This window comes from Acidovorax sp. Root267 (assembly GCF_001429215.1).
Taxonomy (GTDB): Bacteria; Pseudomonadota; Gammaproteobacteria; order Burkholderiales; family Burkholderiaceae_C; genus Acidovorax; species Acidovorax radicis.
Genome location: NZ_LMJC01000022.1, coordinates 356,359 through 370,304 on the forward strand (window position 1 = coordinate 356,359; position 13,946 = coordinate 370,304).

11 protein-coding genes are annotated in these 13,946 nt (G+C 64.7%); 10 read left to right on the plus strand and 1 reads right to left on the minus strand.

What is annotated here, in order from left to right:
• The first annotated feature begins 43 nt into the window (after positions 1 to 43).
• From ASE39_RS15585 to ASE39_RS15600, 4 genes are all read left to right on the plus strand, one after another.
• On the plus strand, positions 44 to 679 hold the full coding sequence (locus ASE39_RS15585) for a TRAP transporter small permease (protein ID WP_057271739.1): 636 nt from the start codon (positions 44 to 46) through the stop codon (positions 677 to 679).
• A gap of 39 nt (positions 680 to 718) precedes the next feature.
• Positions 719 to 1,984 carry a TRAP transporter large permease gene (locus ASE39_RS15590; protein WP_057271740.1) on the plus strand — a complete coding sequence of 422 codons (1,266 nt, stop codon included), beginning with the start codon at positions 719 to 721 and terminating at the stop codon, positions 1,982 to 1,984.
• A gap of 80 nt (positions 1,985 to 2,064) precedes the next feature.
• Positions 2,065 to 3,087 carry a TRAP transporter substrate-binding protein gene (locus ASE39_RS15595; RefSeq protein ID WP_010458568.1) on the plus strand — a complete coding sequence of 341 codons (1,023 nt, stop codon included), beginning with the start codon at positions 2,065 to 2,067 and terminating at the stop codon, positions 3,085 to 3,087.
• Between the two features lie 205 nt (positions 3,088 to 3,292).
• Positions 3,293 to 3,967 (plus strand): GntR family transcriptional regulator, encoded by a 675-nt coding sequence (locus ASE39_RS15600; RefSeq protein WP_010458570.1) that lies wholly within the window; start codon positions 3,293 to 3,295, stop codon positions 3,965 to 3,967.
• Between the two features lie 146 nt (positions 3,968 to 4,113).
• On the opposite strand, the gene ASE39_RS15605 is transcribed toward ASE39_RS15600, so the two are convergent.
• Positions 4,114 to 5,532 carry a PLP-dependent aminotransferase family protein gene (locus ASE39_RS15605; protein WP_010458571.1) on the minus strand — a complete coding sequence of 473 codons (1,419 nt, stop codon included), beginning with the start codon at positions 5,530 to 5,532 and terminating at the stop codon, positions 4,114 to 4,116.
• 540 nt (positions 5,533 to 6,072) lie between these two features.
• Here ASE39_RS15605 and ASE39_RS15610 point away from each other — a divergent pair.
• The 6 genes from ASE39_RS15610 (at position 6,073) to ASE39_RS15635 (ending at position 13,938) form a co-directional block, all read left to right on the plus strand.
• Positions 6,073 to 7,881: a right-handed parallel beta-helix repeat-containing protein gene (locus tag ASE39_RS15610; RefSeq protein WP_140426800.1), complete on the plus strand. Its 1,809-nt coding sequence runs from the start codon at positions 6,073 to 6,075 to the stop codon at positions 7,879 to 7,881.
• 360 nt (positions 7,882 to 8,241) lie between these two features.
• The gene (gene gabT / locus ASE39_RS15615) at positions 8,242 to 9,534 is read left to right on the plus strand and encodes a 4-aminobutyrate--2-oxoglutarate transaminase (RefSeq protein ID WP_057271854.1); all 1,293 of its coding nucleotides are present in this window, start codon (positions 8,242 to 8,244) and stop codon (positions 9,532 to 9,534) included.
• Between the two features lie 43 nt (positions 9,535 to 9,577).
• The gene (locus tag ASE39_RS15620) at positions 9,578 to 10,678 is read left to right on the plus strand and encodes an ABC transporter ATP-binding protein (protein ID WP_057271742.1); all 1,101 of its coding nucleotides are present in this window, start codon (positions 9,578 to 9,580) and stop codon (positions 10,676 to 10,678) included.
• An 84-nt stretch (positions 10,679 to 10,762) separates the two neighbouring features.
• Positions 10,763 to 11,794 carry an ABC transporter substrate-binding protein gene (locus ASE39_RS15625; protein WP_010458579.1) on the plus strand — a complete coding sequence of 344 codons (1,032 nt, stop codon included), beginning with the start codon at positions 10,763 to 10,765 and terminating at the stop codon, positions 11,792 to 11,794.
• A gap of 28 nt (positions 11,795 to 11,822) precedes the next feature.
• Positions 11,823 to 13,088, plus strand: a complete 1,266-nt coding sequence (locus ASE39_RS15630) for an ABC transporter permease (protein ID WP_057271743.1) — start codon at positions 11,823 to 11,825, stop codon at positions 13,086 to 13,088.
• Between the two features lie 31 nt (positions 13,089 to 13,119).
• Positions 13,120 to 13,938, plus strand: coding sequence for an ABC transporter permease (locus tag ASE39_RS15635; RefSeq protein ID WP_057224151.1), 819 nt, complete (start codon positions 13,120 to 13,122; stop codon positions 13,936 to 13,938).
• Positions 13,939 to 13,946: the final 8 nt, after the last annotated feature.

Sequence of the window (13,946 nt, forward strand, 5' to 3'; positions counted from 1 at the left end):
GGTTGCTTCTTTCATCGGCAAGCCCTCCCCCCGGAACCACACCATGCCCACGCTCACCAGTCCACCAGCCCCGCAAGCTCCATCGCCGCCCGCCCCCGTCCGCTGGGTGCTGGCGTTGTCCACGCAGGTGTTGCGCGTCGAGCGGCACCTGCTTACCGCACTGATGACCTTGCTGGTGCTGCTGATCCTGCTCAACGTGGTCACACGCTACTCCGGCATGCCAATCTATTGGATTGACGAGGCGGCGGTGTACACCGTGGTCTGGCTGACATTTGTGGGCGCCTCGGTCATGACGCGGCTGCGCATGGACTTTGCCGTGGGCATGCTCACCGACCAGATGGGCCCCCGGGGTGCCAAGGTGGCCAAGGTGGTCGCTACATCTGGGGTGCTGCTGTTTGGCCTGGCCATGCTGGTGATGTGCTGGGTGTGGATGGACCCCATCGGCATTGCGCGCTACGGATTTGACGCCAAGGAGTTTGCGGCCGACAGCTTCAACTTCATCTACACCGAGCGCACCCAGACGCTGAACTGGCCCACCTGGGTGCTGCAGCTGATCCTGCCGGTCTTCTCGGCCACCTTCAGCGTGCATGCGCTGGCCAACCTGCTCGAAGACCTGGGTGCTGCGGAGCGCGTGAAGCACGCAGGCTTTGACGTGGTCAACGCCGACGCCGTGAACTGACCCTCCGCCACACCCGCACCACCCGCCCGGAGCCCCACCATGATCACCACCCTGTTCTTCCTCGCCGCCTTGTTGGTGGGTGTGCCCATTGGGGTGTGCCTGTGCCTGTCGGGTGCGGTGTACATCCTCAGCATCGGCAGCCCGGTGCTGTTCCAGTCGTTCCCCATGCAGATGTTTGGCGGGGTGGACAGCTACGGCCTCATCGCCATTCCGCTGTTCATCCTGATCGGCGAGATCATGAACAGCGGCGGCATCACGCGCAGGCTGGTGGACCTGTCGATGGCCTTCATCGGCTCGGTCAAGGGGGGCCTCGCCTACGTCAACATCCTGGCCAACATGCTGGTGTCTTCCATCATTGGCTCGGCCACCGCGCAGGTGGCCATCATGTCGCAGGTCATGGTGCCCGAGATGGTCAAGCAGGGCTACGACAAGACCTTTGCTGCGGGCCTCACGGTGTACGGCGGCATGCTCGGGCCCATCATCCCGCCGTCGGTGATGTTTGTGGTGTTCAGCGTGCTCGCCCAGGTGGCCGTGGGCGACATGCTGATTGCCGGCATCCTGCCCGGCGTGCTGCTCACGCTGCTGTTCTTCATCGTGATCGCCCTGATGGGTTTCATCTACGACTACCCGCGCAGCGAAAAGCGCACCCTGGCCCAGCGCGCGCGCACCGTGATGCAGGCCAGCCCCACGCTCTTGATCCCCATCATCATCGTGGGCTCCATCCTGAGCGGCCTGGCCAACCCAACCGAATCAGCCGCCGTGGGCGCGCTGGTCTCGGCGCTGGTGGGCCGCTATGTCACCAAGGAGTTCCGGTTCAGCGTCATGCCGGCCATCCTGCTGCGCTCGGCCATCTATTCGGCCATCGTGCTGTTCCTGGTGGCGGCGGCTGCCGTGTTTTCGTGGCTGCTGATCTACGGCAAGGTGCCGCAGATGGTGGCGGCCTGGGTGCAGACCGTGGCGCACGACCCGGTCACCTTCTTGCTGCTGGTCAACGTGATTCTGCTGGTCATCGGCACCGTCATCGACGGCATTCCCGGGCTCATCATGACCGTGCCCATCCTGCTGCCGATTGCCACCGAGGTCTACCACATCGACCCGCGCCACTTTGGCGTGGTGGTGGTGGTCAATCTGGTGCTGGGCCTTATGACGCCGCCGGTGGGCCTGAGCTTCTTTGTCGCGTCCGCCGTGACCGGGGCCAAGCCCGGAAAAATGTTCATCGTCACGCTGCCGTTTTTCATCATCAGCTGCGTGGCGCTGGTGGTGCTGTCGTTGTTCCCCAGCCTGTCGCTCGGCTTGCTCAAGTAACCCGCCTTTGCGGCGCCACATACCCCGTTCCCCTCCCGCTGCCCCCAACCCTCCCACCGTCCTTCTACCCGGAGATCACCATGACGACCACGCCCGCCCACACTGTCACCCGCCGCCATTTCATCCAGCGCCACGCCGTGGCCGCCGCCACCGTCACGGGGCTGGGCTTCCCGGCGCTGGTGCGCGCAGCCGATGCCAAGGAGTTCCGCCTGGGCCTGATCACACCCGCCGGCCACTCGTGGAACCGTGCCGCGCTGCAGTTTGGCGAAGCCTTGAAGAAGGAAACCGATGGCCGCCTGAGTGTCACGGTCTTCCACTCAGGCCAGCTGGGCAACGAGGCCGCCATGATGCAGCAGCTGCAGTCGGGCGCGCTCGACATGGGCTGGATCCAGGCGGCAGAGCTGGGCTCGCGCGTGGCCAGCATCGCGGCCATCAATGCGCCGTATCTGGTGCGCTCCACCCCCGCCGTGGCCAAACTGGTCAAGCACCCTTCTGCCACCAAGCTGCTGGAGGCGTTGCCGCGCGAGACTGGCACCATTGGCCTGGGCTGGGGCATCACCGGCATGCGCGCCGTGTTCTCCACCAAGGACATCGCCGTGCCCACCGACATCAAGGGCATGAAGCTGCGCATCAACCCCACGCCCGTGTACCGCGATTTCTATCAAATGCTGGGCGCTGCCCCCACACCCATCCCCACGCCCCAGGTGTTTGACGCGATGAGCAACGGCCAGGTCGATGGGCTGGAGGCGGACATCGAGTTCTCCTGGAACCAGCGTTTCGACAAGGTCGCCAAGACGCTGCTGCAGATGAACGCCCTCTTCATGCCGTTTGCGCCACTGGTGTCGGGCCGCATCTGGCAAGGGCTGGATGCCAAGGACAAAGAGATCATCCGCAAGCTGGTGGCCCAGTCGCTCGACGCGCAGATCAACGACATCGTGACCACCGAGGCGGGCCTCATCGAGAAGTTCAAGGGCACGTCCATCGCCTTCAAGACGGCGTCGTCCTTCAACCCCGACGGCATCATCCAGGAGTTCGACAAGCTGTGGCTGCCCAAGGCGCCGCAGATTGCCGAGCTGCGCAAGGCGGGCGCCGGATTGGCGTGACTCCCCCTGAGTCGCCTTTGGCGCCTGCCCCCTCTCTCGCTGCGCGGGAGGGGGACGCACCCGGTGGCCCTGCCAAGCCGGTTCCACGGGTGCACTGGCGTATGCCGCGCCAGTTTCGCCGGGTGCGGGGCATAGAAGAACGAGGGGCCGGGGGCCTTAAGATGCCGTGCGCAAGCCCCTGCCCTGACCATCAAACAACCCCGCCATGACACTCCGCCGCCCTTCCCCCCTGCAAGACCCCGCGCCCAAGCGGCGCGCGGCGGACGTGGCCTACGACGCCATCGAGACCATGATCTCCACGCTGCAGCTGCAGCCCGGCAGCCCCGTGGTAGAGGCCGAAATCGCCGAGAGCACGGGCCTGGGGCGCACACCGGTGCGCGAGGCGCTGCTGCGCATGGTGTCGATCGGGCTCATCGTGCAGCAGCCCCGGCGCGGGCTGCTGGTGTCGCACATCGACCTGGCCGATCACCTGGACGTGATCCAGACCCGCCGCGTGCTGGAGCGATTGTTGGCCTCCAACGCCGCACGCCGCGCCACCGCGCCGCAGCGCCAGGCCATCGTGCGTTGTGCTGAAAACATGGTGCAGGCCGCGGCGCGCGGCCACCTCGACGGCTACATGCTGGCCGACCATGAGCTGGACCTCGTCACCCACCAGGCCAGCCAGAACCATTCCGCCGTCAAATGCGTGCAACCGCTCATCGTGCAGTGCCGCCGCTTCTGGTACGCCTACCAGCACGAAGGTGAGGTGTCGGAAGGCGCCCGCGCGCACATGCAACTGGCCCAGGGCATCGCCAGTGGTGACGAAGCCCAGGCCATGGCGGGCGCGGAGCAGCTGATGGAATACCTGGAGCGGTTTGCGCGGCGCATCATTGACCGGTAGTAACAGGCGCCGCCACAACGGCAGCTGCAGGGGCAATTCGGGCTTCAGCGGGTTGAGCTATCATTTTTATAGCTTTCAGCGCTTTACCAATAAGCGCTAGCGGCCAAAATAACTTGCAAACTGCTGCTCCAACGGAGGCAGCCAGCCTATTCCGCCACCTGCTGGCCCAGCACGATGCGCTGCTCCAGAAAGCGCCATATGCGCTCGTCCTGGCTGAACGCCACGTTAAACCGCAGCCAGCCTGTGGGGCGCGGCTCCACCAGGAACAGCTGACCGGGGCCGAGCATGATCCCCGCACCCGTAGCCTCTTTCGACAGCTCGGCACTGTCGGGCAGGTCGGGGTGCCGGGCCCACAGGTACATACCCGCCTCGGGCTCGTGGAACAGCTCGAACCCCAGGTTCAGCAAGCGCCGCCCCACCGTGCGGTGCGCCTCGGCCAGGCGTTCGCGCAGCGACTTGAGGTGCTTGCGCCAGCGCCCATCGGTCACCACGCCAAAGGTGATGCGCTCGGTGATCTCTGACGAGGTCAGACCCGAGATCATCTTGAGCTGCACCAGCTCATCGAGCAGATCGCGCCGCGCCGCCAGAAAGCCGGTGCGCAGGTTGGGCGATATCGTCTTGGAGAAACTGCCCAGGTAAATCACGCGGTTGAGCTGGTCCAGGCTGGCCAGCGATGGGCGCACGCCGGTGTCCATGTCGGCGTAGATGTCGTTCTCCACCAGCATGAAGTTGTGCTGCTCGGCCAGCTGAAGCAGCCGGTGCAGGTGCGCCACCGACGCCACCGAGCAGGTGGGGCTTTGCAGGCGTGGCTGGGTGAAGAACACCGTGGGCTTGTGCTCGGCCAGCAGGGCCTCCAGCGCCACCAGGTCGTAGCCTGTGGCCGTGCGTGGCACGCCCACAGGATGGCCCCCCGCAAAGCGCAGCATGAACAACAGGTTGGGGTAACCCGGGTCATCCACCAGCACGACATCGCCGGGCTTGACGAGGCGGCGCGCCACCAGGTCCAGCGCCTGGCTGGAGCCCTGGGTCAGCAGCACCTGGTCGGCGTCCACGGCCAGGTGGTGTTCGGCCAATGACTCGGCCACCACCATGCGCAACGCCATGTGGCCGTGCGGCAGACCATAGCCGTCCAGCTCCGGGCCATCGGACGACAGCTGGCGCATGCTGCGTTTGACGGCATCGCCAAACAGCCAGTCGTGCGGCAGCCAGCCGCACCCTGGTTTCATCGGCAGGTTGCGGTTCTCGAAAATCTGCTTGAGGTACCAGCGCGCATCAAAACGGGGCACCGGCCGCTCGGGCGCACCAGCGCCGGGCGCGGCCCCTTCATCGCCCCGCCGCTTCACGAAAAAGCCTGCGTTGGCGCGCGACACCAGCCAGCCCTGTGCCACCAGGCGGTCGTAGGCCTCAACCACCGTGAACACGCTCACGCCGTGGGCGGCCGCAAAAGCTCGGATGGAGGGAAGCTTGGCGCCAGGTTTTAGCACCTGCCCAGCGATGAGGCCGCGCAGGCCATCAACGATCTGGCTGACCAGCGGTGTCTGAAGATCCGGGCTGAGAGTGAGCATCAAAAGAGCAAGAAAAGGGGCCAAATTGTGCACCGGCCCCGCAGATCCCAGCTCAGGGATTGCGTGTACAGGACCGGGCACCTGCACAGCGCGCATCCTTCCGTGGTGCCGAGTGCCTGGAGGGACCGCGGGCAGAGCCCCCATCAGATCCCCTCCAACCTGCCTCTATTGTCCGCCAGCCTCGCATGCCCATCCCGGAGGCCGCCACGCGATTTTTCGGGCCGGTGGCAAGCGGCACATTGCGCAGTTTCAGCGCGATGTTTTCAACCCTTGGGACCAGTCTGCAGGCGCCTTCAGCCCGGGTAGTCCTGCCGGCGAAAAGGCCTGTCCGATGTGAACGGTAGCGCAAGACCGACGGGCGGTATTCAGCCTTTTGTCACCAATAACGGCCATCGGATTGCGCCCACCGTCTGTCCTTTTTCGGCCTTCTGGATATGCACGCACACGTTCCCCAGCGATAGGCTTGCCCCCCAACCCGCCTGGCACCGATCACGCTGAACCGGGTTTGAAAACCAACACCCAACACACTGAGGGACACCCATGCTGACACGGACGCCTGACCGAACTTCTTCACGGATTTTTCAGCCCAAGCCCTGGGCCCTGGCCTTGGGACTTTGCCTGGGCGGAGCCACGGGCCATGCACTGGCAGAAACCGCCCACACCCCACCGGCAGGCTACAAGCCCTGCGCCATCGAGGGGCAGAAATGCAGCTTCAGCGGCACGGCCAATGTGGTTTATGGAGCGGGCACCACCTGGACCAGCCCCCGCAGCTTCACCAACGGTGCGAACTGCAGCAACGCCACATTTGGCGACCCTTTGTGGGGCGTGCAAAAGGCTTGTTATGCCAGTGCCCCAGCGTCACCGCCAGCTCCTGCGCCGGTGCTGGGCGCGCCTCCATCGGGCTACACCCTGTGCGCCGTCGAGGGGCAGCAATGCAGCTTCAGCGGCACCGCCAAGGTGGTCTATGGGGCTGGAACAACCTGGACTGCCGCGCGCCCATTCACCAACAACGTGATGTGCAACAACGCCACTTTTGGCGACCCCCTGAATGGCGTGAAAAAGGCGTGCTACGCCAGCAGCCCCGTCCCAACACCAGCACCACCGGCTCCTCCGCCAACGCCCCCGGCACCGCCGGCTCCACCAGCTCCTCCGCCCGCACCAGCTCCCGGTGGCTCCGTAACGTATTACTTCTCGGACTGCCAGGCAGGCGCGGCCACCGGTTGCGTGCCGGGAAGCAATTCCAACCCCGGCACCCAGGCCGCCCCCAAGCAAAACCTCACAGGAATTAACGTCAACACCCTGCCTGCTGGCGCGGCATTGCGCTTCGCACGCGGTGGTGCGTGGGTGGTGGGCATCACCACGTTCGAGAACATGAATGTCCGCGCAGATGCCCCCCTCACGTTCGATGCATATGGCGCAGGGCCTGCGCCATTGCTGACCACCAGCAATAACGGGATTGCCCCTTTCGAGCTGGGAGGGCGATACAGCAACACATCGAACGATGGCGGGTATGTATTCCGCAATCTCCGAATCCACGGATCCAACAACTCGGCCTGGGGCTTCTGGCTGAACGGCAATGTCCGCGACGTCGTGATCGAGAACGTGGAGATATCCGGCTTCCAGATCGCCATCCACTCGCAGGCGCGCGCGCCCCATGGCGTGAACAACGTATTGATCCGCAACAACCACATCCATCACAACGCCAGCATGGGCATCCTGGGCCAGTTCCGGAACAGCGTGATCGAGGGCAACCTGATCGAGGCCAACAACTTCAGCGGCAGCGGCTTCAACCACGGCACCTATCTCTCAGGCAGCAGCGGACTGAGTGGCACCAACGTCACCCTGCGCAACAACCGCTACATCCGCAACTCCGTGGTCAACGGCGTCTGCCAGGGGGGCAACATGACCTTCCACGGCCAGATGGACGGTGTGCTGATTGAAGGCAACCGGATCGAGCAGGATGCTGCGACGGACGGCTGCTGGGAGATGTCGATCACGCAGGGGTACGACTCGGCCGAGTGGTTCCGCAACTTCGTGGTGCGCAACAACAAGCTCATCAATGCCGGCAACACCGGCATGGCCGTGCAGTCGGCACCCGGCATCGTGATCGAGGGCAACGTCGTCATCAACACACAGACGACGTTTCAAACAGCCATCAACGTGGGCCACACCGAATTCCAGAACGGTGATGTCCCCGATGGAAACGCCGTGGTGCGCAACAACGTAGCGTGTTTTCCAACACCCCACGCAAGCAGCACCGCGGTGCGCGTGATTGCACCGAACAGCGTGGTCACGAACAACACCGTGGTGACAGGAGTGGCTGCAACGACCGGGGTGTGCGCCCGGTAGAGGATAGCTTCGCGCCTCGGTGAGCATGGGCCTCGCAGCACGCTGCGAGGCCTTTTTTGTCTTCATGCACCATTTTGGAAGATGGCAAGCGGCCCGCCGCTGCATCCTGGCTCCAGACCCTCTGTCCTCTGAACGCCTTGGTTTGCCCACTGATCCGCGTGGGGATTGCACTACGGCCGCGCAAACGGGGGCGCATTGTGCACCGACTTGGCGCGCGCCAGATCAGGGATTGCCTGTACAGGACCCAGGCCCTGCACAGTGCACGCAAAACAGCATGCCGGTGTACATGGACGCTAGGTTGCGTGACTTTCAGAATTCACCCATTCCTTCATTTCGTGTTCATCACACATGTCCACCGCCATGCAGCAAGACCGCCACTTCACCAACGCCGCCCTCCTCACCCGTCGCCATGCCGCCGTGGCCCGTGGCGTCGGTCAGGCCCATGAAATCTTCGTCCAGAAAGCACGCAACGCCGAGCTGTGGGATGTGGAAGGCCGCCGCTTCATCGACTTTGCCGGGGGCATCGCCGTGCTCAACACCGGCCACCTGCACGCCGGCGTGATCGCCGCCGTGAAGGCCCAGCTGGACCTGTACACCCACACCTGCTTTCAGGTGGTGGCGTACGAGCCCTACGTGGAAGTGTGCGAGCGCCTGAACACCCTGGCGCCGGGTGCATTTGCCAAGAAGAGCCTGTTGCTGACCACTGGTGCCGAGGCCGTGGAGAACGCCATCAAGATCGCCCGCGCCTACACCAAGCGTGCTGGCGTGATCGCTTTCACGGGTGGCTACCACGGCCGTACCAACCTCACACTGGGCCTGACGGGCAAGGTAGTGCCGTACAAGACGGGTTTTGGACCGTTTCCAGGCGAGGTGTACCACGCGCTGTTCCCCAATGCGCTGCATGGCGTCAGCGTGGAGCAGGCGCTGCACTCGGTGGAGCTGATCTTCAAGAACGACATCGAGCCCGAGCGTGTGGCAGCCTTCATCCTTGAACCCGTGCAGGGCGAAGGTGGCTTTTACGTGGCGCCACCCGAATTCATCACCGGCCTCAAGGCCCTGGCCGACCGCCATGGCATCCTGCTGATCGCCGACGAAGTGCAGACCGGTGCAGGCCGCACCGGCACCTGGTTTGCCTGCGAACAATGGCCGGTGGCACCCGACCTCATCACCACCGCCAAGTCGCTGGCGGGCGGTTTTCCACTGTCGGGGGTGGTGGGCCGTGCCGACGTCATCGACGCCCCTGCGGCCGGTGGCCTGGGCGGCACCTATGCAGGCAGCCCCGTCGCCTGTGCGGCAGCGCTGGCCGTGATCGAAGCCTTTGAAAAAGAAAACCTGCTGGCCCGCAGCCAGGACATGGGCGCTCTGCTGGTCAGGGCACTGAAAGAAATGGCCGCCAAAGTACCCGCCATCGGCGATGTGCGCGGCCTGGGGGCGATGGTGGCGATCGAACTGTTCGAAGACGGCGATGTTCACCGCCCCGACGCCGCGTTGACCAAGAAAGTCGTTGCCGAAGCGGCCAAGCGTGGCCTCATCTTGCTGTCCTGCGGAACCTATGGCAATGTGATCCGCATCCTGGTGCCGCTGACCGCCTCCAACGAGCTGCTCGACGAGGGCCTGGCCATCCTGGCCGACAGTTTTGCCGCACTGAGCTGATATGCGGCCCGACCTTCATTCTGCTTACAAGGTGCCCCCGACCATGAACCCCTCAGCAGAACCCCTGGTCCGCTTCAGCGGTGTGCAAAAGACGTACGACGGTGAACAACTGGTGGTGCGGGCGCTGGACCTGGACATCCAGCGCGGCGAGTTTCTGAGCCTGCTCGGGCCCTCGGGCTCTGGCAAGACCACCACGCTGATGATGCTGGCGGGTTTTGAATCTCCCACTGCGGGCGACATCCTGCTCGATGGCAAGCAGATCACGCGCACACCACCCCACAAGCGCAACTTTGGCATGGTGTTCCAGAACTACGCGCTGTTCCCGCACCTCACCGTGGGGCAGAACGTGGCCTACCCGCTCACCGTGCGCAAGGTGCCCAAGGCCGAGCAGGCCGACCGTGTGAAGAAGGCCCTGGACATGGTGCGCCTGACGGGCATGGCAGACCGCCTGCCTGCGCGCCTGTCGGGCGGCCAGCAGCAGCGCGTGGCGCTGGCGCGCGCCCTGGTGTTCAACCCCCAGCTCGTGCTGATGGACGAACCCCTGGGTGCCCTGGACAAGCAGCTGCGCGAACACATGCAGATTGAGTTGAAAGAGCTGCACCGCCAGCTCGGCGTGACCTTTGTGTACGTGACCCACGACCAAGGCGAGGCCCTGACCATGAGCGACCGCGTGGCTGTGTTCAACGAAGGCATCATCCAGCAGCTGGCCGATGTGGAGACGTTGTATGAAGCTCCGTCCAACCGCTTTGTGGCCGGTTTTGTGGGCGACAGCACGGTGCTCACGGGCACCCTGCAAGGCGCAGGCACCGAGGCGGCCATCCAGTTGCCCGGCGGCCACCTGCTGCCTGGCGTCAACGTGAACCAGGCCGCCCGGGGCGCCCCCGTACAAGCCTGCGTGCGGCCCGAGCGCGTGGTGCTGCACCCGCACTCGCAGTACCCCAAGGTCTCAGCCGTTCCGGCGACTGTGGCGCGCACCATTTACTACGGCGACCACCAACGCCTGATGTGCGACCTGGGCCACGGCCAGGAGCAAGCCGTTGTGAAACTGGCCCTCACCCCCACCGGCACGGGCATCCAGCCGCAGCCGGGCGATGCCGTGCTGCTGGAGTTCCCACCGGCCTCCACGCGCATCTATGCCGTGTGAACACCGCCCCATTCCTCTTTTCCGCTCCCCTGTACCCAAGTTCCCTTTCCCTGTTCCTCCACAACCCCAAGGAAAAACTGCACCATGAAAAAGAGCCTTATCGCCTGCGCATCCCTGGCCGCCTGCCTGGCACTGCCCAGCTTTGCGCAGCAGCAACTTACCGTCGTGAACTTTGGTGGCGCCAACGCCAACGCGCAGAAGAAAGCGTTCTATGAGCCCTACGAAAAGCTGGGCAACAAGATCGTGGCCGTGGAATACAACGGCGAGCAGGCCAAGGTCAAAGCCATGGTCGAGGCCAAGAAGGTGACCTGGGACGTGGTGGAGCTGGAGTCGCCAGACGCTGCACGCGGCTGCGACGAAGGCCTGTATGAAAAGCTTGATTACAGCAAGATCGTGAGCAAGTCCGACCTGCTGCCCGCTGCTGTGTCCGACTGCGCCGTGGGCATCTTCGTGTGGTCCACCGTCATGGCCTACAACGGCGACAAGCTCAAGACTGCCCCCACCAGCTGGGCCGACTTCTGGGACACCAAGAAGATCCCCGGCAAGCGTGGCATGCGCAAGGGCGCGCGCTACAACCTCGAATTCGCACTGATGGCCGATGGCGTGAAGCCCGCCGACGTGTACAAGGTGCTGGCCACCAAAGACGGCGCCGACCGCGCCTTCAAGAAGCTGACCGAACTCAAGCCCAACATTCAATGGTGGGAAGCCGGTGCCCAGGCACCGCAGTTTCTCGTGGCGGGCGACGTGGTGCTGACCACCGTGTTCAACGGCCGCATCGACGCGGCCAACCGCGAAGGCCGCAACCTCAAGATCTACTGGCCCGGCGGCATCTATGACCTGGACTACTGGGCCATCCCCAAGGGCACGCCGAACAAGGACGCGGCGGTGAAGTTCATCGCCTACACCATGCAGACCGCCAACCAGGCCGCCTACGCGCAGAACATCGCCTACGGCCCGGCCAACACCACCGCCCTCGCCAAGCTGGACAAGAAGGTGCTGGACGACCTGCCCACCTCTGCCAGCAATGCCAAGGAAGCTATCCAGTTCGGCGTGAGCTTCTGGGCCGACCAGGGCGAGGCGCTGGAAAAACGCTTCGCCGCCTGGGCCACCCAGTAAGTCAACTGCACCCGGAGCGCAAGACACCATGCAAGCATCTTCTGCCATCGCCCCTGCCGCCCTTGCCCTGGACGCACAGGCACCCGGTGCACTGCGCAAGGCGCTGTCGCGTGCCGAGGCGCGGCGCAAATGGCGGGCCTTTGCCCTGACCCTGCCCCTGCTGGTGTTCTTGCTGCTCACGCTGCTGGTGCCCATTGCCGCACTGCTGCAGCGCGGGGTGGAGAACCCCGAGGTGGCCAACACGCTGCCCGCCACCATCGAGGCGCTGCATGGCTGGGACCGCCACGAGGCACCGGGCCCAGCCGCCTATGCCGCGCTCATGAAAGACCTGTCCCGCCTGCCTGACAGCTCTGACGCTGGCGCGCTGGCGCGCAGGCTGAACTCGGAAGTGCCCGGCGCACGCTCGATGGTGATGGGCGCCTTCCGCGCCCTGCCCATGCAAGGCGCACCCGAATCCATCCGCGACCAGCTGATAGACAAAGATGCGCGCTGGGGCGAAGCACCTTTCTGGCGTGCCATTGCCAAAAACGGCGCGCGCTGGACACCCGACTACCTGCTCGCCTCGGTGGACCTGCAGCGCGATGCGCTGGGCCAGGTCGAACGCATGCCCGAGGAGCAGCGCGCGTTTGGCGGCATTTTGCTGCGCACCTTTCACATCAGCTTTGTGGTGACGCTGTTCTGCCTTCTGCTGGGCTACCCGCTGGCCTGGTGGCTGGCCTCGCTGCCCGCACGCCAGGCCAACGTGTTGATGATCCTGGTGCTGGTGCCGTTCTGGACCTCGATCCTGGTGCGGGTGGCCGCATGGATCGTACTGCTGCAGTCCGAAGGCCTCGTCAATCGTGGGTTGATGGGCCTGGGCCTGATCGAGCAGCCACTTGCGCTGCTGTTCAACCGCACGGGCGTGGTGATTGCGATGGTGCACATCCTGCTGCCTTTCATGGTCCTGCCGCTGTACAGCGTGATGAAAAGCGTGCCCCCCACCTACCTGCGCGCAGCGGTTTCGCTGGGCAGCTCGCCCATCGCCGCATTCTTTCGGGTGTATGTGCCACAAACCTACCCGGGCGTGGGCGCGGGTGCGCTGCTGGTGTTCATCCTGGCCATCGGCTACTACGTCACCCCCGCGCTGCTGGGCGGCGCCGACGACCAGATGCTGAGCTACTACATCGCCCGCTATACCAATGTGGAAGTGAACTGGGGCATGGCCTGTGCACTGGGCGCCCTGCTGCTGGCCGCCACGCTGGTGCTGTACGGCGTGTACCGCCGCATTGGCAAAGCCGAATTGAGTCTGGGCTGATCAATCCCTCCAAAGCCGAAAGTCGCTGACCATGTTTCGCCTGCCCCAATTCCCCCTGTACGCCACGTTGGCCGACAAGCTCGGCTGGTGGGCCGTGCGCGCCCTGTGCGTGGCCGTGCTGGTGTTCCTGCTGGCCCCCATCCTGGTGATGGTGCCACTGTCGTTCTCCGAAAGCTCGTTCCTGGCCTACCCCATCCCGGGCTGGTCGCTCAAGTGGTACCGCAACCTGTTCGAGTCGGCCGAGTGGGCGCGCGCCACGCGCAACAGCTTCATCGTGGCGCCTGCGGCCACGTTGATCGCCACGGCCCTGGGCACGCTGGCGGCGGTGGGGCTGTCGCGGGCAGACTTCCGCTTCAAAGGCCTGCTCATGAGCATCCTGATTGCCCCCATGGTGGTGCCGATCATCGTGGTGGGCGTGGCGACCTACCTGTACTTCGCGCCGCTGGGCCTGGCCGACAGCTACTTCGGCCTCATCATCGTGCACGCAGCCCTGGGTGCCCCCTTTGTGCTGACCACCGTGCTGGCCACGCTGGCGGGTTTCAACCACAACCTGGTACGCGCCTCGCTGAGCCTGGGTGAAACACCGCTCAACACCTTCTTTCGCGTCACGCTGCCGGTGATTGCACCGGGCGTGATATCCGGCGCACTGTTTGCGTTTGCCACGTCCTTTGATGAAGTGGTGGTCACCCTCTTCCTGGCCGGGGCCGACCAGTCCACGCTGCCGCGCCAGATGTTCAACGGCATCCGCGAGAACATTTCGCCCACCATTGCCGCCGTGGCCACACTGCTCATCCTCTTCACCACAAGCCTGCTGCTGGCGCTGGAATGGCTGCGCACGCGCAGGGGCTGAGCATGCGC